The following is a 20,416-nucleotide window of genomic DNA, read 5'->3' as shown; positions in this document are numbered from 1 at the left end:
AAATGGGTCTGTTTTTGCGATGCCTAGCATGCCGCCCGATAGCCGTGGACCGGTATAAGATCCGTTAGTGAGCCTATTGTCTACTTTTTAGCCGATTTTGCAACTCTTCTTTTTCCTTTAAAAGCTCTTTTAGCTGTTTCTTTGTGTTGGCATCGGCATTGGGTTGTGATGCGAGGTGCATTAGCTGGTTGAAGCGCTCTTCAAAATGGTGACCCAATAGGCGGCTAATGGCTTCTTCTAGTTGTTGTGGGTAGTTGCCTTGGGGCAGCAGGGATTCCATGGCGGCCAGTTGTCGTAACATAGGCCATGCATCCCACGTGGAGCATTCAATATGTAATTCTGCTGGATTTGGCCAGCGTTTCAATGCCTTGCGCATGGTCTGTACGGTGCTAAGCAATTGAGTGAGTACGCCGGCATCCTGCATCTTTAATTCGGCCAAATGGCTGGGTATCTCGTTGATATGTTCTACGGTTTCTGGGTGTCGCAAGATAATCCGGATTGCGGCATGAGCAGGATTTTGTACCTTGGGCAAAGTGGCACTAAAGTGCTGCTTTGCCGATAGAGAATGGTCTTCAGACGAAGCGGTATAATGAGTTTCATTGTGCCGGTGATGGGTGTCTTCAATTAACTCTGGGTTGGCATCCGCCATGTGGTAATCGGCATACTCATGGGTGCTATTGTGTGCCGTAGCCTGTGTGGTTTCGCTAGCTACTGAAGTTGGTGTTTTGGTGTGGGATATAGCCAGAGTTTGAGCGGCTGGTAAAGGGGTTGGTGCTTTAAGTGCGCTTAATTCTGCTAAGGTGTCTTTGTCTAAGCCGGTAATCTTACTTAATCGAGCCTGCATCATGCTGCGCATGATGCCCTTGGGGATGATGGCTATTAATGGGCTGGCGTCGGTAGCAAGTTTTGCTCTGTGCTCTAGATTATGTGGGTCTAGGTCTTTGCCTAAGCGCTGAAACAAAAAATCACTCAGTGGCGTAGCGTCTGTGATGCGTGCCGTAAGTTTATCATTACCTTCTTGGCGTACTAAAGAATCCGGGTCTTCACCATCGGGCAATAATAAAAAGCGTGCTTGTCGTCCATCTTCCATAAAAGGTAGGCAGGTGTGCATTGCGCGATCTGCTGCTTTTAGACCCGCTGCGTCACCATCAAAACAAAACACCACTTCACTGACTAATTTGAAGATGCGTTCTAAATGAAAACTGCTGGTGCTGGTGCCAAGGGTAGCTACGGCATAATTGATGTTGTGCTGTGCTAACGCCACCACATCCATGTAGCCTTCAACCACCATAATACGCTTAAGACTGCGTTCGTGTTGGCGAGCTTCGTAGAGGCCATAAAGTTCTTTTTGTTTATGAAAAACCACAGTTTCTGGAGAGTTCAGGTACTTGGGTTTTTCGTCACCCAATACTCGTCCGCCAAATGCAATAATGCGACCTTTATAGTCTTTGATAGGGAACATGATGCGATCCCGAAAGCGGTCGTAGCGGCGTTTATTTTCCTCTTTCTCCACTACCATGCCAGAATCAATAAGTGGTTGTTCTAGTTCTGGTTTGGGTGCCAGTTCTTGCATCAGGTTTTGCCAGCCGATGGGTGCATAACCTACCCCAAATCGTTGTGCTATTTGGCCGTTTAGGCCGCGGCCTTTAAGGTAAGTGACGGCTTTTTGCCGATCTGGATGACGGCGTAACTGGCTTTGATAATATTGGCTGGCACGGTTCAGTAAGTCGTAAGCCTGATTGCGAGCTTGGGTTTTAGCTTGGCTGGCTGCAGATGCAGCTTTACTGGTGACGTTGTCGTCTTTAGGCACGGTGAGGCCAGCTTTGCCTGCGAGTTCTTCTACAGCTTCAGGGAAATTAAGATTTTCTAATTGCATTAAAAAGCCAATGGCGTTGCCACCAGCGCCACAACCAAAACAATAGTAAAACTGCTTATCGGGAGCAACGCTAAAAGAAGGGGTCTTTTCTTTATGGAAAGGGCAGCATGCGGAATAGTTGCGGCCTGTTTTTTTAAGCTTTACGTGACCGTCCACCAGATCGACGATGTCGGTGCGGTCTAGAAGGTCATCTATAAATGATTGCGGTATGCGTGACGCCAAGTGGTTTGCCTTTTAATAAAAGCTTAAGCGAGTTGTGCTTTGATCTTACCACTTACTTTGCCAATATCAGCGCGGCCTTGCAACTGTGGTTTGAGAATGCCCATAACTTTGCCCATATCTTGCATGCTGCTGGCGCCAGAATCGGTAATGGCTTGGGTGATAAGGGCACTTATTTCGTCTTCTGTTAATGGGGTAGGTAAGAATTCTTGAATCACGCTTATTTCTGAGTGTTCAATATCAGCTAAGTCTTGGCGGTTAGCAGCTTCGTATTGACTGATAGAGTCACGACGTTGCTTAAGCATCTTATCAAGCACTGCGAGGCCGCGGGCTTGGTCTAATTCAATGCGCTCGTCAACTTCGATGCGTTTGAATTCTGACATCATGGTGCGGATGCAGGTTAGGCGAGGTTTGTTTTTGTCACGCATGGCTTGTTTTTGAGCATCTTTAAGTTGAAGCTTTAAGTCCGACATGGTGAATTCTCGCTGTGTTGGTTTCAGTAATTATGGCTTTACTTAGGTTACGTTAAATGCGTAAACGTCAGAAACGACAAAGGGGCGGGTAACTGAAAAACCGCCCCTATGCATAGCTTTACATACTAGCCTTTGGTTGTCAGGCTGTAAAGCAGGTCGTGCAAGGTTTTATATTAGGAATACAGCCTAGTATAAACGTACGTGACGACGATTTTCGCGTACTAGCTTCTTAGCGTGGCGCTTAACAGCGGCAGCAGCTTGACGCTTACGAACGCTGGTTGGCTTTTCGTAGAATTCGCGCTTGCGAACGTCTGCTAAAGTACCTGCTTTTTCACAAGCACGTTTGAAGCGACGTAGGGCAATATCAAATGGTTCGTTGTCTTTCAGTTTTACAGCTGGCATATCTTTACCTAATTGTGGACGCTGCATTAGGCAGCAATCCGAATGTTTTTCTATTCATTTCCTTGTGGGCATAAATGCTGGCCAGAGGAAGTGTTTCTAATTGATTAAGGCCGCATATTTTACTCTTATGTGTTGGCCAGTGTAAAGCCAATTTTTCATCAAGTTAAAGGTGTTTTTCACAGATGGAGAAAATCGCACTTGTACGTGTGGTCATTAGGCTTGATGAAAGGTAAAATTTGCGCCCTACATATATAGATAATAGAAATAATTGGCTTATTGATGCGCGTATTAGGCATAGAAACATCTTGTGACGAAACTGGGGTCGCTATTTATGACACCCAAAAGGGCATATTGTCAGAGGCCCTTTACAGCCAAGTTGCTGTGCATGCCGAATACGGCGGCGTTGTGCCGGAGCTAGCCTCCCGTGATCATATTCGTAAGCTAGTGCCGTTAATGCGAGAAGTGTTCGATAAGGCTGGCTTAGCCTACGGTGATGTAGATGGCGTTGCTTACACTGCAGGGCCTGGTCTAATTGGTGCTTTAATGGTGGGAGCTGCCACAGGGCGTGCTTTAGGTATGGCGTGGGATCTGCCTACTATTGGCGTGCATCACATGGAAGGTCACCTTTTGGCTCCCATGTTAGAAGAAAATGCTCCTAAACCACCGTTTGTGGCTTTGTTGGTTTCGGGTGGCCATACACAGCTGGTGCATGTAAGGTCTTTAGGTGAATACGAATTGCTAGGCGAATCCCTAGACGACGCCGCTGGGGAAGCCTTCGATAAAGTCGCTAAGATGATGGATCTAGATTATCCAGGTGGCCCTTTGGTGGCTAAGTTGGCCTTGCAAGGGGACGCCAGACGTTTTAAGTTCCCTCGGCCAATGGTAGATAGGCCTGGATTAGACATGAGCTTTAGCGGTTTAAAAACTGCTGTACTTTATGCTATTCAAGATATTCAAAAGCAGCAGGGGCAATTGAATGAGCAAGATAAAGCAGATATTGCCATGGCTTTTCAACAGGCCGTAGTTGATACCTTAGCCATTAAGTGCCGACGCGCGCTCCAGCAGACGAAGCTATCTAGCTTAGTAATGGCAGGTGGAGTAAGTGCTAACTTAAGCTTGCGTGAAAAACTAGCGGCAGAGACGGCTAAATTACGCGCTAAAGTCTATTACCCACGGCCTGAATACTGCACTGATAACGGCGCCATGATTGCTTACGCCGGTGCTCAACGTTTGGCGGCAGGCCAACACGATGACCTGACACTTAAAGTAAAGCCCCGTTGGCCATTAAATGAACTGCCAGCGGTAGCTCAATAACAACCGTATTAAGACCCAAACAACGATCTAAACAAAGAGAGCTTACAATGGACACAGTATATGTACATGGCCTAGCCGTAGACACCGTCATTGGGATTTTTGACTGGGAGCGTGAAATTCGCCAAAAGGTGGTATTAGATGTAGAAATGGCGGTGGATATTAGCCCTTCTGCAGCCACTGAAGACATCGATCGTACCGTGAGCTACAAAGATGTATCAGACAGGCTGACGCAGTTTATAGAGCAAAGCGAATTTTTACTGGTGGAAACTATGGCAGAAGAAATTGCGGGGTTAATTTTGGCTGAATTCGCCGTGCCTTTTGTGCGCATAAAGCTAGGCAAACCAGACGCCATTGCTAATGCCTGCGATGTGGGCGTAATAATTGAGCGTGGCCAAAAGCCAGCGTGATGACACACGTTTACTTAGGTCTTGGAGCCAACATAGAGCCCCAAGCTAGTCTCCAAGCAGGTATAGCCGAGCTAAGGTCAGCCTTTGGGAAAGTAGCGCTGTCACCGGTCTACCTAGCCCCAGCAGTGGGTATGGATGGGCCAGATTTTCTCAATATGGTGGTGGCTTTTGAATGCCCCATGAATCATCCACAGTTGATGGCGTGGATACGCGCTACTGAAACCAAACATGGGCGCCAAAGGCTGGCAGATTCAAGCTACAAACCCACTAACCATGGCCTAGATATGGATTTATTGCTATTTGGTGATTTAGTGGATGAATATGCTAAAGTACCTCGGCCAGATATTTTAACCTGCGCCTATGTGCTGCAACCGTTAGCAGATCTAGCACCGAATCTAGTGCACCCAACGAGGGCCCAGACTATTAAGGACCTCAACGAATCCTTTGAGTCTGATCAAATTGTACTGCCTACTCAGCACCACTTCTGACCATTGAGCTGGGAAGTTAGAAAACATACACGTGCTCTTTTTGAAGGTTTGCTTATGATTCAGATAGATGCTATTTGGGCTTTTTTAAGCGCCTCACCTAGGGCCTTGCCGTTATAACCTTGGGCCATTAATTCAGCAGGTTTTACGCTTTGTATACTTTCTAAGTCATCTAAGATGTGTTGCTTTGGTGATTGCCACCCAAAAAGAGGTTCTTGGCTTTGGGTAATGGCTTGGCATAGGCTAAGGAGGTCATCTAATAATTCGGTGTGGCGGATGAGGCCAAGGTTGCTAAGAAGCAGGTGTTTTTGTGCTGCGTCTAACTCCGTATAAGCGCGTAATTGCCGTTGGTGGTTGCTGGTGGCTAGGGCTAAAGCTTTAGGTGCGTTGGGTATCTTTATTTGTGCTGCAAGGTCTTCGATTTGAGGTTTATTGAGTTGATATAATAAACCGGTGAGACGCACTTCGGTGCTGGTGTTGGATTCGCTTAACAGCTTGAGCGTGTTTAACGCTTGAGGCCTCCGGCTGAGCAATTCAGCTACGCTAGGCATTAGTTCTTGTAATGCACCGCAAGCTTCCAATACTTCAAAATATACCCATGGGCTCTGGCTGTGCAGGGCTTTGTGGGTTTCATGCCAAATGCGTTCTTTAGCCAAGGTGGCTAGCTCACCTGAGTGGGTGATGGTAACCAATAACGCTTTAGTCTCTGTGGCGATGCTAAAACCTAAGTGGTTAAGGTGAGCTGCAAATCGAGCGGCTCTTAATACCCTTAAGGGGTCTTCACTAAAAGCTTCTGAAACATGGCGTATGAGCTTTGCTTGTATATCTCGTTGGCCACCATAGGGATCGATGAACTGGCCGTCTGACGCTTGAGCTATAGCATTGATAGTGAGGTCGCGACGCAACAAGTCATCTTCTAGGGTAACATCTGGTGTGGCGTGCACTTGAAAACCTTTATATCCTTGGCCAGATTTACGTTCGGTGCGTGCTAGGGCGTACTCTTCTTTACTTGTGGGATGTAAGAATACTGGAAAGTCTTTACCCACTTGGGTATACCCTAAAGCAACCAAGGCTTCAGGTGTACTGCCTACCACCACGTAGTCACGCTCGTGTACAGTTAGGCCTAGTAGGTAGTCGCGCACAGCGCCACCTACTAAATAGGTCTTACTAGTGGCCATGGACGGTATGTCTCATAGTGAGCTGCAGTGCTCTGGATGCTGCAAAGAATAGGCAGCGAAACCTCCTTCTAAGCTATACACTTCGTCAAACCCTTGTTGGGATAAAAAGCCTGCGGCTTGAATAGAACTGATGCCGTGGTAACAACAAACGATGATGGGTTTATCCATGTCAGCTTCGCGTAAAAAGTTGGGCAGTGTGTCGTTATCAATACGTTCGCTGTTTTTAATATGATGACTTTGGTAGCTATTCACATCACGGATATCTACTAGGTAGGCTCCTTGGTTAACTTTGTCCATAACGTCAACTGGGGCAATGGAAGTAACTTCAGACATATTTAATTCCTATATAAGCAGAGCAGCAGTGTAGTGCTTGTACGTTGTTTGTGCAATTATATATTAGAAAATACTAATAATAAGAGTAGTGTCGATAAGGTTATGCTTTCTGGCAACTTACGTTAAAACATTGGCCGTCTTCTAGACGTATTAGTTTAAGGTGGCCACCCCAAACACAACCCATATCGAGGTTAATAACATGGTCTTTTCCAGTTTCACCTCTTAACGCTGCCCAGTGGCCAAACACCTGCCGTGCAGTCACAGCACTGGGTACATTGAACCAAGGTAGCAATGGAGCAGTTCCATCATTAACATTGAGATCTGTGTTACCACTTTGGGTAAAATCTAACTGGCTGTTAGGGGTGATAAAACGCATGCGAGTGAAATAGTTAGTAATGCAGCGCCAGCGGTCCATGCCTTTAAGTTGATCGTGCCAAAGGTCAGGCTGATTACCATACATACGGGCAAAAAATGATGGGGCAGTATCGCTCTGCAATAGCTCATGTAATTCTTGGGCATGTTGCTGCGCTTGCTGTAAGTTCCAGCATGGGGGAATGCCTGCATGGGTCATTACGGTGTCGAACGGGGCATCATAGTGCAGCAGCGGTTGTTGTTGCAGCCAAGTTAACAAGGGCTCACGGTCATGGGCTTTAAATATGGGTTCTAGGGTATCATTGGGTTTTAATTGAGCATCCTTAGCGTGAAGGGCCAGCAGGTGGAGGTCATGATTGCCCAGCACTACTTTACTTTGGTTACCCAAAGATTTAATGAAACGTAGGGTCTCAAGTGAGTTGGCCCCGCGATTCACTAGGTCACCTGCAACCCATAGGGTATCCCCAGCAGTAAAACCCACTTTGTCTAATAAAGCTTTAAGGGCGTCTAAGCAGCCCTGAACATCGCCTACTGCGTAACTGGCCATAGTTATAGAGTGTTAATGCAGAGCGTTGGGGTAAGACAGGGTAAAAGACGGTATAAGTGCAGAAAATTCATGGCCATCTGCTGCAATCATGCTGTAAGAACCGCTCATACTACCAACTTTGGTTTCTAACACTGTGCCGCTGGTGTATTGATGCTGCTGACCCGGTTCGATGATGGGTTGTTGTCCCACAATGCCTTGGCCAGAGACTTCTTGGATTTTACCGTCGCCATCGGTAATAATCCACTTACGGCTCATAAGCTGGGCGCTCTGAATACCACTGTTAGTGATGGTTATCTTGTAGGCAAATACGTAGCGATTGCGGCTAGGATCAGACTGTTCTGCAAGGAACTCTGTTTTGACGCCTACGTTAAGGTCGTAATTGTTGCTTAAGGTGCTCATGTTATGGCTCTAACTCGGTGTTTGGGTCAATAAGTTACTAATGGCGACAAATTCGCCTACGGTTAAACGTTCTGGACGAATGCTAGGGTCAATTCCCAAACTTTGCAACTGTTCGTCATCAGCAATGCCTTTAAGGTTGTTGCGCAAGGTTTTACGACGTTGAGCGAAACCGCTTTTAACCAGCTGCTCAAAGTGCTTAAAGTCGTGTGCAGTGTGGGGTAATTCTATATAAGGCGCCATACGTACGATGGCAGAATCCACTTTAGGTCGTGGATCAAATGCCTCTGGTGGTACCTCGAACAGATTATCCACACGGCAAAAATATTGTGCCATGATGCTTAGGCGACCATAGTTATTGGTGCCCGCTCCTGCGGCCAAACGTAACACTACTTCTTTTTGTAGCATGAAGTGCATGTCAGAAATAAGGTCGGTGTAGCTTAGCAGATGAAAAATCAATGGAGTGGAAATGTTGTATGGCAAATTGCCTACGATACGCAGTAGCTGTTTGTTTGGGTTTAGGTTGTCTTCACTGAGCTTGGAAAAATCGAATTGCAGGGCATCCGCTTCGTGAATACGCAGGTTGTCGCCATAGCTGGCAAATGAAATTCGTAGGTGGGGCAGTAGGTCGCGGTCTAATTCTACCACGTCCAGATGGCCTGCTGCCACTAGCAAGTGTTCTGTAATAGCGCCTAAGCCTGGGCCAATTTCTACGATACTTTGTTCGGATTTTGGCCGAATGCAGGCCACAATATGGCGGATAATGCCCTGGTCGTGCAAAAAGTTTTGACCAAATCGCTTACGCGCTTGGTGTTTTTTTGGGGACTGACTGGCCATAAAAATCTCGTATGTGGGCGGCCTATATGTGCAGAGAAAGTTGTAATGCACTTTCGGCAGCTTTTAACAGACTGCTGCTTGCGGCTTGGCCGGTGCCAGCTAAATCTAGTGCGGTGCCATGGTCTACTGAGGTGCGGATAATGGGCAATCCCAAGGTTATATTAACAGCGTCACCAAAGCCCGCATATTTTAGCACGGGTAACCCCTGGTCGTGATACATAGCAAGGATTACATCTGCTTTTGTTAAATTTTTAGGGTTAAATAAGGTGTCGGCAGGCAAGGGACCAACAAGGTTTAATCCCTTGCCACGTAATTTTTCTAAGGTAGGAATAATGACCTCTAATTCCTCTCTACCTAAGTGGCCATCTTCTCCTGCGTGGGGGTTAAGACCACACACATAGATACACGGTTGGGTAATGCCAAATTTGGTGGTTAACTCGGCATCAATAATGTGCAGAATTTGGCTTAGTGATTCTGGTGTAATTGCTGCAGACACATCTTGCAAGGGCAAATGGGTGGTGGCTAGGGTGACGCGCATGGCATCACAAACCAACATCATCACCACCTGATCAACATTACAGCGGGCTTGTAAATATTCTGTGTGGCCGCTAAAGGCAGTGCCTGCTCTATTAATAATGCCTTTATGCACAGGCGCTGTCACCATGGCATGAGCTTGTCCTTCAAGACAAGCGTCACAAGCTAAGTCAAGGGTGTTTAACACATAGGCGCTATTATTGGAATCTAAATGCCCAGCGCGGCTTTTAACCTTTAAGGGTACGTGCAACACTTTAAGCTGGTTGGCTGCCGTGGGTGTAATGGCTTGTTCTAGGTTTACATGGCAAAAATCGATAGCTAAACCTAGTTGCGCTGCACGATCTTGCAGTAGGCCCATATCTGCCACAATCACAATTTCGGCATCCTGCACTATAGTGCTTGGTTGCCCTGCCAGGGTTAAGCATAGTTCAGGGCCAATGCCTGCAGGTTCTCCTGCAGTAACAAGTAGTCGCTGCATGGTTAACGGATCTCTATGTAGGCTTGGTTACGAATTGCGCTCAACCAATTTTCTAGCTCGTTAGGGAACTTAGTTTTTCTAATAGCCTGCTTAGCTTGGAAACGCAGGTTGGCTTGGCCAACGTCTTTGGTTTGACGCTCTACGACTTGTAGCAGGTGCCAGCCATTTTTACTTTGTATTGGTTGGCTTAACTCTTCTACGGCAAGCACATTCAGCGCTGTTTGCAACACAGCTGGAAGTTGGTTTGCATTGAGCCAGCCTAAATCACCACCGCTGGGTGCTGAGTTCGCGTCGTCACTAAAGGCGCGGGCAAGGTCATAAAAGTCGGCGCCATTAATCAAGCGTTGGTGAAGTTCGTTAATAAGCACTTCAGCTTGGTCAGGCGAACGAATTTCATTAGGCAAAATCAATAGGTGATTAACTTTGGTTTGAGCCACTGTTTGAATGCTCACGCCACGCTTATCGATTAAAGTGATGACGTGAAAACCGCTGCTATTGCGGATAGGTGAGCTTACTTCACCAACCACCATGGCCTTAATAGGTTCAGCAAATAGTTCGGGCAGCTGGCTGCCTTTACGCCAGCCCAAACTGCCACCTTTTAAAGCATTTAAGGCATCAGAGTGGGTTGCAGCAATGCTGCCAAACTCGTCACCTTTTTCTATAGCGCTGTTGATGGCGTTTAACGTTTGTTGCGCTGCCTCAAGTTCTTGGGCATCTGGCTGCGCACTTAAGCTGATTAAGATATGGCCAATTTCATACTCAGTATCGGCGAGCTGCTGGCCTTGGTTTGAGGCTAAGTATCGATCTACCTCGTGTTCGCTAATGCGAATACGTTGGTTGACAGAAGTGACTTGAATTTCTTTAATGGTTAATTCTTGGCGAATTCTGGTCCGAAACTGCACCATGGTCTCACCATTATCAGCAATAGCTTGCTCAAGCTTATCGGCGGATATCTTGTTGTTTTTAGCAATGCGCTCGATGGCTATGTCTACGGTTGGGTCGGCAATGTGTACGCCTTTTTTTGTTGCTAACTGTAACTGTAAGTTCTCAATGATGAGCTGGTTTAATACCTGGTTAGTAAGAACGTTTAGATCTGGTAATTTGGTATTGTCATTGGAGAACTGACGTTGCACTATTAAAAGACGAATTGTTAGATCGCTTTGTAAGACGATGCCGTCATTAACTATAGCGACAATGCTGTCAAGCTTTTGCGCAGCAAAAACTGAGTAAGAACATGCTAAACCTAAGGTTAAACCTAGGTTGATGCCCCATTTACTGAGTGTATTCATTGTAGCCGTCAATTCCTTTCATGATATCTGCCATGGACACTTTTTCGCCTGAGGTCAATTGTTTGTTACTCTTACCCAGGCCCTTAAGAGAAAGCTCAAAAAATATGCCGTGCTCAATGCCCTTGGCTTGGCTCACTAACCAATAACGGTTAACCAAACTGGCCTGCCAACAGCAGTTAGCGTATCTTACACCCACAATTTCATCCTGCAACTGTTGGTTACGAATGTCTTCTTTTCGCTTAGCGACTAGGGTCCAATGGGGTGCTAGAGGCCACATCAAAGACACTTCACCTTGTTGTGTACTTCTCGACGTTTCAGTATATTTGAAATCAAAAACTTTGTTGTTACCACCTTGGTATTTCATATTGGCGCTAGTGGACTGAATATCCGCAAAGTTAGGGCTCCAAGTCACACTTAAATTTGAGGTCCAATTGGGGTTAAAACTATAATCCATAGAACCGTAAATTGGTGATGAATTCTCAGTGCTAGGGGCACTAGTACTGCTTAGCTGAACTTTACGATCACTAAGGTAATGCATTTGGCTAATGGATAACTTGGCTTTTTGCCAACCTTGGGCATTTAAAAATTGGCTGTCTAGGCCTATGGTCACGCGGTTAGTGTCACCTATGCGGTCGAGACCACTAAATCGGTTAGGCCCATATAAAGGACTACTAATTGCACTGGTATCGAAAATAGCCACGTCATCTTGTTGTTTATATGGCGCGTAGGCGTAATATAATCTGGGCTCTAGTGTTTGCAGGTAGCCACCAGAGAGTGGACGCTCAAACAATAAGCCGCTATCAATTTCTAATTGAGGAATCACGCGAGTATTGTTTGGGGCGATGTTCGATGGCGTGTCGTTCAGCTGGTAAGCCGTAACAGGTAGGCTGATTTTCGGTTTAATGAAGCTATAATCATTTACCCAGCTGGTGCCCATACTTGGCAGCAGGTGTGTGCGGATGCCAGTGATTTTATTGCTGCCTGTTAAGCCTTCGGTGTCTCTAGTAAATCGGCTGAGGTCGACACTGTAGCTAGCATTGATGTCCTGCTGCCCTTGGTTCATCAAGCCTCCCCCAGAAAGAGTTGCATGGGGCAGTTGATTATAGGCAGGAACCCCTGTACCGATATTTTGACGAGTAATAGCTGCTAAACTGGCCTGATTTAGCAAAGATGTTTGGCCCTGGTAGTTAATTTTAGCCTTGCTGATAATAGATGCCTTCTCAGCACTGGTCTGTTTTAGATCATAATCACCGAATAGCTCAAAGTCACTCACGCGTTTAATGTGTATTGAACTGGACAGCTGAGAACTAATTTTGGCTTCATGGTTATACTCCATTAACCATCTCTTTCGGTCTGCATTGAGGTCATCTATCGCCCAGTCAATACTCAAGTCTTGCTTACTGTTTTCGCCCAAGTGCCTAAATTTTGTGGTTAAACTTGTGCCGCTAAGCTCAGTAAAGCGAGGTGTAATCATAGCATCATAGTTGGGAGCTAAATTTAGGTAATATGGCGTTGTAATATCCAGTCCGTTGGAACTTGAGCTCTCTAGAGTAGGAAATAAAAATCCAGAGCGGCGCTTATCGTCGATTGGAAAACTCATCCATGGTAGATAAAACACAGGCACCACACCAAGTTTAAGGATGGCATGCTGAGCTTCTCCCATACCAGAGTTGGGATCGATGTCTATTCTGTTGCTGTGTATTGCCCATGTGTTATCGCCTGGTGCACAAAAGGTAAAGCTACCCTCATTCATGGTGACTGTGTCATCGTTGCGGTAGTCAATAGATTGGGCAGTGGCCCGAAGCTCGCTATCAGGCACGGCAAGTTGGGCTTGGTTAAGTTGAGCTTCGGCCTTGTTGTTATTAAAACTGGCTGTCTGACTTTGTATAATCATGTTAGGGCGGCGCATTGTTACGTGGCCTATAATATCAACATAACCACCATTGGTATCAAAACGAGCCGAGTCACCTGTGATCTGCCTCGTGCCCTGGCGAAATTCTACGTTGCCTTTAAAATGAGTGATGCCTTGGTCATATTCACTTGCGTCAGAGTGACTATATAGAGGTTGTTCGTCTTGGTTAAGATTGTGGTCTAGGGTGCTCGGTTGATAAGGCAAATAGTAGCCAGAACAAACATCATCGGATGTGGAGCTTGGTGATTGCCAATCTAGGCTAATGGGTTCATGGTCTGCAGCTGCAAGCGAACTGAGGCTGCAGGTCACTAGGAAAACGAGAATCAGACGAAGGCTTGGTGTTGGTATACGAATTGACAAAAGAAACCCAGTGGTTGTGGACCAAAAATTTGGTGCGTCTAAATAGTTAAAGAGCAAGTTTAAACCAAATTATCAAAGATAGGTGCTTCTATTAGGCCGAAATAGCCTAAAAGTATCAATTTAGGTAATTTATTTTGGTTCAATGTGGCGCTTGAGGCTTTGGCGATTTATTATAGGGCGAGTTTTTAAACACAGGTGAATATGTGAATACTTACAGTTTTGGCGCCAATATGGCACGCCATAGAACAGGATTGGTACTGGGTGCTCTAATCGGCTTAACTGGTGGCCCTTCTGGTATGTTGTTCGGCGCTGCTATCGGCTACTACCTCGACAAATTAATTCGCAGCGTTGCAGGGGCTGAAAGTTGGACTCAGGCTAAAGCCCAAACAGCATTCTTCGATGCCACCTTTTGCGTTATGGGCAAGATTGCTAAAGCCGATGGTCAAGTCACAGCCGAAGAAATTAAATATGCAGAAGCTGTAATGACGCGAATGCAGCTTACGGATGCCATGCGCAAGCGTGCCATTGATTGCTTTAGTCAGGGTAAAGAAACCGCTTTTGAACTTGCCCAAGTGTTAGAACCCCTGCGACGAGCTTTGGTTAATAATGCCTCAGTTAAACAGATGTTTATTGAAATTCAATTACAAGCGGCTTTAGTTGATGGTGAATTTAGCCCAGCAGAAGGTCGTATTTTGGCTCAAGTATGCCAGTTATTGGGCATTAGTCAGCGAGAATTTGAAGCCGTTGCTGAGCGCATGAAAGCGGAACAGTCATTTCATCAAGGTGGTGGCCAAGGTCAGTTTGAAGGCTCTGGAAATTTGGGCATAAAACAAGCTTATGGTGTATTGGGTCTAAATCATGACTGCGATGCAAAAAGCCTTAAAATGGCTTACAGAAAGCTCATGAGTCAGCATCACCCCGATAAGCTAGTTGCCCGTGGGTTGCCCGATGAAATGATGCAGATGGCGAAACAAAAAACTCAAGAAATTCAGGCTGCTTACGATGCAATTAAGAAATCTCGTAAATAGTTTTTTTGACACCATATACTGGAAAATAATCCCATGGCTGATTTTAAAATAGCACCATCCATTTTAGCAGCGAATTTTGCTCGTTTGGGCGACGAGGTTGATAATGTGTTAGCGGCTGGTGCCGATATTGTGCACTTTGATGTAATGGATAACCACTATGTGCCTAACCTTACTATTGGGCCAATGGTGTGCAAAGCATTAAGAGACCATGGTATTACCGCACCTATTGACGTGCACTTAATGGTGCAGCCGGTGGATCGCATGATTGAAGAGTTTTTGGCAGCTGGAGCCAGTTATATTACCTTTCACCCTGAAGCCAGCGAGCACATAGACCGTTCCTTGCAGATAATTAAAGACGGTGGGGCCAAAGCTGGTTTGGTGTTTAATCCTGCAACATCGTTGCATTACTTAGATCATGTAATGGATCGGTTGGATATGATCTTACTGATGTCGGTAAACCCTGGTTTTGGTGGACAAAAGTTCATTCCTTCTACGTTAGATAAGTTACGCTTAGTACGTCAACATATTGATGCTTCGGGACTAGACATACGCCTTGAGGTAGACGGGGGTGTTGGAGTAGCCAATATTGGTGAAATTGCCCGTGCTGGTGCAGACACCTTCGTTGCAGGATCAGCTATTTTTAATACAGATGACTATGAAGCGACCATTGATTTGATGCGTAAAGAACTAGCCGCCAGCTGATTTAATAACATGATGCCATTGTTTGATAAGATAGGTTTTGAGCCAAAGCTAGTGCTGTTTGATTTGGATGGCACGCTATTAAATAGCTTGCCGGACCTCTACTCAGCCAGTTTGTCCATGGCCGATGTGCTTAACATTAACGCACCCAGTTTGACCCACGTTGAGCAATGGGTAGGTAATGGTGCGGCTGTATTGGTTCAAAGAATTCTTGCCAATCAATTCCAGCCCTCATCGGTAGATCCTCGATTCGATCACGCCCTACAACTCTACATGGATGCCTATCACCAACTAGGTAATCGGCAGAGTCATCTTTATGGCGGTGTTGAAGCTTTGTTGAGTGAATTGCATCAAAAAGGTATTAGCCAAGGCGTGGTTACCAATAAACCCAATCGATTTACCGAACCTTTGTTATCTCAGTTTGGCATATTGCATTATTTTGACTTAGTGTATTCGGGTGATAGTTTTACTGAGAAGAAGCCCCACCCAATGCCCTTGTTAATGGCGGCCCAGCAGATCGGTGTCAGTCTTGAGGAGTGCTTAATGGTAGGAGATTCCAGCAATGACATTAATGCTGCTAAGGCTTGTGGCATGCCATGTTTAGGTGTGAGGGGAGGCTATAATCACGGCCGCGATGTGGCCGAGTGTGAGCCAGACTGGGTTATCGACAGCCTTTAAATTAGCATTAAGTTCAAATACGCCTTGGCAACGCCTCAATCCTATGCTAGTGTACTAGTACATTGATACAGTCTGATTTGTCTACCACCTGCTCGTTATGATCAAGAATAAACCCCTTACTCCCGTCGTTGAATACCTCATGACTCAAACAACCGAAGAACAAATGTCAGCGGCACTTGAGGGGTTACTTACGCCATATGAACAACAAGAACTGATCAATCGATTACAAATTTTTGAGTTGCTATCTCAAGGTGTATCCCAACGTCAAGTAGCACAACAGCTCGGGGTGGGTATAGCCACTGTAACCCGAGGTTCTAGAGCCCTTCAAGCTGGAAGCTATAAAATTGATCCGTCCAAATAAAATAAAAATGGCGCGCAAGCCAAGTTATGCAACAGTAACCTCGAGCTGTGATTTTTTTGAATTGTTTAAAAAAATTGAACAACGTTTTGATACCTGCTACATGCTCGAATCTTTAGGAGAAGATAGCCATATTTCGCGTTATTCGCTGATTGGCTTTGACCCAGAACAGATCTTTTGGGCCAATGGTAAGCAGCTTCACATCAGTGATCGTGATGGCCACGTTCAATCTTATGCAAGTGACAATCCCTATTACCTTTTGCGTGATATCGTGCCGCAAAATATCATTAGCCGGCGATACGCTGGTGGTTTAACAGGTTATATTGGCTACGACGCCATGAACTACTTTGAGCCAAGTCTAAGCCTTACTGCCAGTGATTCTTTCGATGCGTTTAAGTTTGGTTTGTACAAAGATGGCCTGATTTACGACAAGATGACAGGAGAGTTAATTTACTTCCATTACGAAGACAATCGTATCGCTTTAATTGAAGCGCTTATTGATGCACCAACGCCTACTATAGGCGGCCTGGAGGTCGTGCCTCAAGGTGAAGACATGAGCCGCGAACAGCATGCCGCCGCTGTTAAAAAAGTTAAAGGTGACATAGTAGAAGGTAAAATATTCCAATGTGAAGTAGGCTTTAAATACCGCTTTGATATGTTGGGTGAAAGTATTAATTTATACGAACAGCTACGTGTGATTAACCCTTCCCCACAAATGTATTACATAAAATTTGGTGAGCAAAAAGTTATTGGTGCAAGCCCAGAATTGTTGTTCCGCCTGCGTCAAGGTGAAATGGAAACCTACCCCCTGGCAGGCACCACCAAACGTGGCGCTACCCCAGAAGAAGACACCGCATTGGCACGAGCCTTATTAAACGACCCCAAAGAAATTGCTGAACACAATATGATTGTTGATTTGCATCGTAATGATATTGGCCGAGTGGCTCGCTTTGGCACCGTTAAAGTCCGTAGTTTGATGGACATTAAACGTTTTAGCCATGTGCAACATATCTCCAGTGAAATTGTAGGCATAATGGCAGAAAATGAAGACATGTTTTCTGCCTTAGCCAGTAACTTCCCAGCAGGCACCTTAACTGGCGCACCTAAAATTGAAGCCATGAAGATCATTGATGACTTAGAATTAGATGGTCGCGGTCCTTATGGTGGTGCCGTAGGCCATTTTGGTTTTAATGGCGACTGCACCTTTGCCATTCCTATTCGCACGGTATTTGCTAATGGATCTAAAGCATACGTGCAAACCTGCGGTGGTAACGTTTATGATTCAAACTCAGAAGATGAATACCAAGAAATACAGCGTAAATTCGCTGGTACTCTTAAGGTGTTAGAGCAGTTTATGGGGGTTAAATCATGAGTCAAAACATGAGCCAACCCATGAATAAGTTTACGGTCTATCTGATAGATAACTACGATTCATTCACCTATAACCTCTACCAATACATAGGCGAAGTACTTTCAACAGCCAAACTTAATGGGAAGATCGGTGAGTTTGAAGTCATCGTTGCTCGTAATGACCAAGTGACAGTGGCAGACATCAAAACAGCTGAGACGGATAGAATCATCATTTCACCAGGCCCAGGCTCTCCAGATGATGAACGCTATTTTGGTGTTTGTTCACAAGTCATCACAGAATTGGGGCCAAAAATTCCATTACTTGGTGTGTGCCTAGGTATGCAAGGTATTGTCCATTGCTTTGGTGGCAAGGTAGTGAAGGCGCATTTGCCCATGCACGGTAAAATTAGCCCTATTAGCCACGATGGCAGTGGTATCTTTGAAGACATTCCAGACCAGCTAGAAGTGATGCGTTATCACTCTTTAATGGCAGAAGCAGAATCTATGCCAGACTGCCTTCAACTCACCGCAGTGGTGGGCGAATTTGGTTCAGACAGTTATGAAATTATGGGTGTGAAACATAAAGAATATCCTATCCAAGGCATTCAATTTCACCCAGAATCCTTTGCTACAGAAGGTGGTAAAGAGCTGATGCAGAATTTTTTGCTGGGTTCATAGCCCACTTTTATTCACTTAAAAACGCCCTAAGCTAATTATTCTGCTCTACCCAAGCTAAAATCCCAGCTTGGTCTAAATCTCCAAGGCCAGCATCTACCATAGCTTGCCATTGACTTAGACAGGTTTGGTTAAGGGGAAGTTGCAGATGGTTTTGCTGAGCTAGATCTTGGGCCTGTTGTAAGTCTTTAAGCTGGGTTGTGGCCCGTGCTCCTGGCCTATAGTTCTCTTCCACCATGCGCTGGCCGTGAACTTGTAAAATTTTGCTATCAGCAAATCCGCCTCTTAATGCTTGTCTTACTTTTGCTGGATCAGCGCCATTTTTTTGGGCTAAAAATAAGGCTTCTGCAACGATATTTAGAGTGGCTCCGACAATCATTTGATTGGCCGTTTTAGCTAACTGGCCACAACCAATACCCCCTACGTGAGTGACTTTCTGACCCATGGCGTCAAATAAAGGTTGTGCCCGTTCTAGCTGCACTGGGTTGGCTCCAGCCATGATAGATAATGTGCCTTGCTGCGCACCTACTTGGCCACCAGATACTGGGGCGTCTATGTAGTATGCGCTCTTCACTAGGGTTTGCTGAGCTAGCTCCTGAGTTAGGTCAAAACGGCTCGTACCCATATCAATAATTAAACAATCGGGCTCAATACAGCTCAGTAGCCCATCGGCACCTGCCACTACTTCTTCTAAGGAGGTGGAATCAGTGACACAAATAATGATGACCCCGCTCTTTACCTTTTTTGCTAGACCCGCAGGGCTGTTTGCGTAGGTTGCACCTAGGGTTATTAATGGCTTTGCTTTGCCTGCGGTGCGGCTATGAACACAAAGGGAATAACCGGCATTGATTAAGTTGGTAGCCATAGCTTGGCCCATTAAGCCAAGGCCAATGAAGCCTACAGATGGAGGTGTGTTCATGATAAGCTGCCTGGATATGTGAACTAAAATTAAACCTAAGCCTATCCCTATTATTCCTTATGCCTAAGCTCTGTGCCAACATTTCTATGCTATTTAATGAATTGCCATTTTTGCAGCGATATCAAGCTGCTGCGGAGCATAATTTTTGGGCAGTTGAGTGCCTTTTTCCATATGATTTTAGTGTTTTTGAAGTAGCCGGTGCAATAGATAAAAGTGGAATGCCACAGGTGTTAATTAACACTGCTGCAGGTGATTGGAATGCTGGTGATCGCGGTATGGCATGCGATGCCAATCGGCAGCAAGAGTTTCAACAATCCATTAAACAAGCGTTGGACTATGCCACGGCGATGGGTAAACCCTTGGTGCATGTAATGGCTGGGTTGATTCCAGCTGGCATTAGCCTTGAAGAAGCGGAAGATGTTTATATAGATAACTTGCGCTGGGCTGCAGTGAAGGCTCATAAAGTTGATGTTCGCCTTACTATGGAAGCTATTAACCCTATGGATATGCCGGGGTATATGTTATCTAAACAAGCCCAATCTTTGCGTTTACTCAAGGCTATTAATGCCGATAATCTAGGCCTCCAGTTTGATTTTTTTCATTGCCAAAAACATGAAGGCAACGCTTTGCATCAGTTTGAGCAATTGTTGCCGTACATATTCCATGTACAAATAGCGGGTGTGCCCGAACGTCATGAGCCTAATACAGGGGAGTTAAATTACGACCCCGTATTTGCAGTAATAGATGCTTCTGCATACGAAGGTTATGTGGGTTGTGAGTATCGGCCCAAAACCACCACCCTTGAAGGCCTTGGCTGGATGAAAAACTAAACGTCTTTTACGCTTTCCATCACTACGAAGGTACTTGTTTGCACTACATGGGGCAGGCTGGATATTTTTTCACCCAAAACAGCACGATAACTGGCCATGTCTTTGGTCCTCACTTTTAACAAATAATCAAAGCTAGCCGCGGTCATGTGGCATTGTTCTATTTCTACAATGGTTGCCACGGCAGCATTAAAAGCTGCCAGCGCTTTACTGCTGGTGGACGCTAAAGTGGCTTGAACAAACGCCACGTGATCTAACCCTAGTTTGGTTTTATTAACTAAAGCTATGTAACCCGTGATATAGCCTTGATCTTGCAAACGTTTAAGGCGAATTTGACAGGGAGTGTTGGATAGCCCTACGTGTTCAGCCAGGGCAGTAATAGTCATGCGACCATCTTTTTGCAGTGCGGCAATAATAGCTTGGTCGTGGCGGTCTAGCTTATTCATGTGTTCCCTTGTGTTTTTTTGGCT

Annotated in this window: 23 protein-coding genes; 10 read left to right on the top strand and 13 right to left on the bottom strand. The window is 45.6% G+C overall.

Going from position 1 to position 20,416, the window contains the following annotated elements:
• Positions 1–73: 73 nt before the first annotated feature.
• The 3 genes from dnaG to rpsU form a co-directional block, all read right to left on the bottom strand.
• On the bottom strand, positions 74–2,098 hold the full coding sequence (gene dnaG, locus ABXT70_RS10770; protein WP_443640494.1) for a DNA primase: 2,025 nt from the start codon (positions 2,096–2,098) through the stop codon (positions 74–76).
• A 23-nt stretch (positions 2,099–2,121) separates the two neighbouring features.
• On the bottom strand, positions 2,122–2,568 hold the full coding sequence (locus ABXT70_RS10765) for a GatB/YqeY domain-containing protein (RefSeq protein ID WP_443640493.1): 447 nt from the start codon (positions 2,566–2,568) through the stop codon (positions 2,122–2,124).
• Positions 2,569–2,754: 186 nt separating this feature from the next.
• Complete coding sequence (rpsU, locus tag ABXT70_RS10760; protein WP_046484947.1) at positions 2,755–2,970, bottom strand: 30S ribosomal protein S21; 216 nt, start codon at positions 2,968–2,970, stop codon at positions 2,755–2,757.
• 279 nt (positions 2,971–3,249) lie between these two features.
• Here rpsU and tsaD point away from each other — a divergent pair, with 279 nt between their 5' ends.
• The 3 genes from tsaD to folK are packed head-to-tail and all read left to right on the top strand — an operon-like array spanning position 3,250 to position 5,179.
• The gene (gene tsaD, locus ABXT70_RS10755; protein WP_443640492.1) at positions 3,250–4,284 is read left to right on the top strand and encodes a tRNA (adenosine(37)-N6)-threonylcarbamoyltransferase complex transferase subunit TsaD; all 1,035 of its coding nucleotides are present in this window, start codon (positions 3,250–3,252) and stop codon (positions 4,282–4,284) included.
• A 47-nt stretch (positions 4,285–4,331) separates the two neighbouring features.
• Positions 4,332–4,691, top strand: coding sequence for a dihydroneopterin aldolase (gene folB / locus ABXT70_RS10750; RefSeq protein ID WP_443640491.1), 360 nt, complete (start codon positions 4,332–4,334; stop codon positions 4,689–4,691).
• Positions 4,691–5,179: a 2-amino-4-hydroxy-6-hydroxymethyldihydropteridine diphosphokinase gene (gene folK, locus ABXT70_RS10745; RefSeq protein WP_443640490.1), complete on the top strand. Its 489-nt coding sequence runs from the start codon at positions 4,691–4,693 to the stop codon at positions 5,177–5,179. Before folB ends, folK begins: the two co-directional genes overlap by 1 nt.
• 59 nt (positions 5,180–5,238) lie before the next feature.
• Here the strand turns inward: folK and ABXT70_RS10740 are convergent, their stop codons facing one another.
• The 8 genes from ABXT70_RS10740 to ABXT70_RS10705 form a co-directional block, all read right to left on the bottom strand.
• Positions 5,239–6,354, bottom strand: a complete 1,116-nt coding sequence (locus ABXT70_RS10740) for a hypothetical protein (protein WP_443640489.1) — start codon at positions 6,352–6,354, stop codon at positions 5,239–5,241.
• A 12-nt stretch (positions 6,355–6,366) separates the two neighbouring features.
• A complete protein-coding gene (gene glpE / locus ABXT70_RS10735; RefSeq protein ID WP_443640488.1) occupies positions 6,367–6,687 on the bottom strand; it encodes a thiosulfate sulfurtransferase GlpE in 321 nt (106 codons plus the stop codon).
• A 100-nt stretch (positions 6,688–6,787) separates the two neighbouring features.
• Positions 6,788–7,606, bottom strand: a complete 819-nt coding sequence (locus ABXT70_RS10730) for a symmetrical bis(5'-nucleosyl)-tetraphosphatase (RefSeq protein WP_443640487.1) — start codon at positions 7,604–7,606, stop codon at positions 6,788–6,790.
• 12 nt (positions 7,607–7,618) lie between these two features.
• Positions 7,619–8,005, bottom strand: coding sequence for a Co2+/Mg2+ efflux protein ApaG (apaG, locus tag ABXT70_RS10725; RefSeq protein ID WP_443640486.1), 387 nt, complete (start codon positions 8,003–8,005; stop codon positions 7,619–7,621).
• Between the two features lie 9 nt (positions 8,006–8,014).
• Complete coding sequence (gene rsmA / locus ABXT70_RS10720) at positions 8,015–8,839, bottom strand: 16S rRNA (adenine(1518)-N(6)/adenine(1519)-N(6))-dimethyltransferase RsmA (protein ID WP_443640485.1); 825 nt, start codon at positions 8,837–8,839, stop codon at positions 8,015–8,017.
• Positions 8,840–8,861: 22 nt separating this feature from the next.
• Entirely contained in the window at positions 8,862–9,851 is a 990-nt protein-coding gene (pdxA, locus tag ABXT70_RS10715; RefSeq protein WP_443640484.1) for a 4-hydroxythreonine-4-phosphate dehydrogenase PdxA, read from the bottom strand.
• Positions 9,852–9,853: 2 nt separating this feature from the next.
• On the bottom strand, positions 9,854–11,140 hold the full coding sequence (locus ABXT70_RS10710) for a peptidylprolyl isomerase (protein WP_443640483.1): 1,287 nt from the start codon (positions 11,138–11,140) through the stop codon (positions 9,854–9,856).
• Complete coding sequence (locus ABXT70_RS10705) at positions 11,124–13,412, bottom strand: LPS-assembly protein LptD (protein WP_443640482.1); 2,289 nt, start codon at positions 13,410–13,412, stop codon at positions 11,124–11,126. Before ABXT70_RS10705 ends, ABXT70_RS10710 begins: the two co-directional genes overlap by 17 nt.
• A gap of 203 nt (positions 13,413–13,615) precedes the next feature.
• Here ABXT70_RS10705 and djlA point away from each other — a divergent pair, with 203 nt between their 5' ends.
• From djlA to ABXT70_RS10675, 6 genes are all read left to right on the top strand, one after another.
• Positions 13,616–14,440: a co-chaperone DjlA gene (gene djlA, locus ABXT70_RS10700; protein ID WP_443640481.1), complete on the top strand. Its 825-nt coding sequence runs from the start codon at positions 13,616–13,618 to the stop codon at positions 14,438–14,440.
• 33 nt (positions 14,441–14,473) lie between these two features.
• Positions 14,474–15,142, top strand: coding sequence for a ribulose-phosphate 3-epimerase (rpe, locus tag ABXT70_RS10695; protein WP_443640480.1), 669 nt, complete (start codon positions 14,474–14,476; stop codon positions 15,140–15,142).
• A gap of 9 nt (positions 15,143–15,151) precedes the next feature.
• Complete coding sequence (locus tag ABXT70_RS10690; RefSeq protein ID WP_443640479.1) at positions 15,152–15,817, top strand: phosphoglycolate phosphatase; 666 nt, start codon at positions 15,152–15,154, stop codon at positions 15,815–15,817.
• 97 nt (positions 15,818–15,914) lie between these two features.
• Positions 15,915–16,178, top strand: coding sequence for a Trp family transcriptional regulator (locus ABXT70_RS10685; protein WP_443640478.1), 264 nt, complete (start codon positions 15,915–15,917; stop codon positions 16,176–16,178).
• 7 nt (positions 16,179–16,185) lie between these two features.
• Entirely contained in the window at positions 16,186–17,547 is a 1,362-nt protein-coding gene (locus tag ABXT70_RS10680) for an anthranilate synthase component I family protein (protein ID WP_443642505.1), read from the top strand.
• Complete coding sequence (locus ABXT70_RS10675; protein ID WP_443640477.1) at positions 17,544–18,203, top strand: anthranilate synthase component II; 660 nt, start codon at positions 17,544–17,546, stop codon at positions 18,201–18,203. Before ABXT70_RS10680 ends, ABXT70_RS10675 begins: the two co-directional genes overlap by 4 nt.
• A gap of 31 nt (positions 18,204–18,234) precedes the next feature.
• Here ABXT70_RS10675 and ABXT70_RS10670 read toward each other — a convergent pair whose 3' ends face one another.
• Positions 18,235–19,119: an NAD(P)-dependent oxidoreductase gene (locus ABXT70_RS10670; RefSeq protein ID WP_443640476.1), complete on the bottom strand. Its 885-nt coding sequence runs from the start codon at positions 19,117–19,119 to the stop codon at positions 18,235–18,237.
• Positions 19,120–19,178: 59 nt separating this feature from the next.
• Between ABXT70_RS10670 and otnI the strand changes: the two genes are divergently transcribed.
• Positions 19,179–19,949 (top strand): 2-oxo-tetronate isomerase, encoded by a 771-nt coding sequence (gene otnI / locus ABXT70_RS10665; RefSeq protein ID WP_443640475.1) that lies wholly within the window; start codon positions 19,179–19,181, stop codon positions 19,947–19,949.
• Here otnI and ABXT70_RS10660 read toward each other — a convergent pair.
• Positions 19,946–20,392 (bottom strand): Lrp/AsnC family transcriptional regulator, encoded by a 447-nt coding sequence (locus ABXT70_RS10660; RefSeq protein ID WP_443640474.1) that lies wholly within the window; start codon positions 20,390–20,392, stop codon positions 19,946–19,948. The two genes, otnI and ABXT70_RS10660, sit on opposite strands and share 4 nt — an antisense overlap.
• Positions 20,393–20,416: the final 24 nt, after the last annotated feature.

The sequence above is a fragment of the Candidatus Njordibacter sp. Uisw_039 genome, assembly GCF_047730075.1.
GTDB lineage: Bacteria > Pseudomonadota > Gammaproteobacteria > Pseudomonadales > Balneatricaceae > Njordibacter.
Note: the sequence above shows the minus strand (reverse complement) of the source record. Positions and strands in the feature narration are given on the sequence as shown.

Excerpts from the sequence above, each read along its gene's own strand:
- ABXT70_RS10765 (WP_443640493.1), bottom strand. The coding sequence starts at position 2,568 with ATGTCGGACTTAAAGCTTCAACTTAAAGATGCTCAAAAACAAGCCATG.
- rpsU (WP_046484947.1), bottom strand. The coding sequence starts at position 2,970 with ATGCCAGCTGTAAAACTGAAAGACAACGAACCATTTGATATTGCCCTA.
- tsaD (WP_443640492.1), top strand. The coding sequence starts at position 3,250 with ATGCGCGTATTAGGCATAGAAACATCTTGTGACGAAACTGGGGTCGCT.
- folB (WP_443640491.1), top strand. The coding sequence starts at position 4,332 with ATGGACACAGTATATGTACATGGCCTAGCCGTAGACACCGTCATTGGG.
- folK (WP_443640490.1), top strand. The coding sequence starts at position 4,691 with ATGACACACGTTTACTTAGGTCTTGGAGCCAACATAGAGCCCCAAGCT.
- ABXT70_RS10740 (WP_443640489.1), bottom strand. The coding sequence starts at position 6,354 with ATGGCCACTAGTAAGACCTATTTAGTAGGTGGCGCTGTGCGCGACTAC.
- glpE (WP_443640488.1), bottom strand. The coding sequence starts at position 6,687 with ATGTCTGAAGTTACTTCCATTGCCCCAGTTGACGTTATGGACAAAGTT.
- ABXT70_RS10730 (WP_443640487.1), bottom strand. The coding sequence starts at position 7,606 with ATGGCCAGTTACGCAGTAGGCGATGTTCAGGGCTGCTTAGACGCCCTT.
- apaG (WP_443640486.1), bottom strand. The coding sequence starts at position 8,005 with ATGAGCACCTTAAGCAACAATTACGACCTTAACGTAGGCGTCAAAACA.
- rsmA (WP_443640485.1), bottom strand. The coding sequence starts at position 8,839 with ATGGCCAGTCAGTCCCCAAAAAAACACCAAGCGCGTAAGCGATTTGGT.
- pdxA (WP_443640484.1), bottom strand. The coding sequence starts at position 9,851 with ATGCAGCGACTACTTGTTACTGCAGGAGAACCTGCAGGCATTGGCCCT.
- ABXT70_RS10710 (WP_443640483.1), bottom strand. The coding sequence starts at position 11,140 with ATGAATACACTCAGTAAATGGGGCATCAACCTAGGTTTAACCTTAGGT.
- rpe (WP_443640480.1), top strand. The coding sequence starts at position 14,474 with ATGGCTGATTTTAAAATAGCACCATCCATTTTAGCAGCGAATTTTGCT.
- ABXT70_RS10690 (WP_443640479.1), top strand. The coding sequence starts at position 15,152 with ATGATGCCATTGTTTGATAAGATAGGTTTTGAGCCAAAGCTAGTGCTG.
- ABXT70_RS10685 (WP_443640478.1), top strand. The coding sequence starts at position 15,915 with ATGATCAAGAATAAACCCCTTACTCCCGTCGTTGAATACCTCATGACT.
- ABXT70_RS10680 (WP_443642505.1), top strand. The coding sequence starts at position 16,186 with ATGGCGCGCAAGCCAAGTTATGCAACAGTAACCTCGAGCTGTGATTTT.
- ABXT70_RS10675 (WP_443640477.1), top strand. The coding sequence starts at position 17,544 with ATGAGTCAAAACATGAGCCAACCCATGAATAAGTTTACGGTCTATCTG.
- ABXT70_RS10670 (WP_443640476.1), bottom strand. The coding sequence starts at position 19,119 with ATGAACACACCTCCATCTGTAGGCTTCATTGGCCTTGGCTTAATGGGC.
- otnI (WP_443640475.1), top strand. The coding sequence starts at position 19,179 with ATGCCTAAGCTCTGTGCCAACATTTCTATGCTATTTAATGAATTGCCA.
- ABXT70_RS10660 (WP_443640474.1), bottom strand. The coding sequence starts at position 20,392 with ATGAATAAGCTAGACCGCCACGACCAAGCTATTATTGCCGCACTGCAA.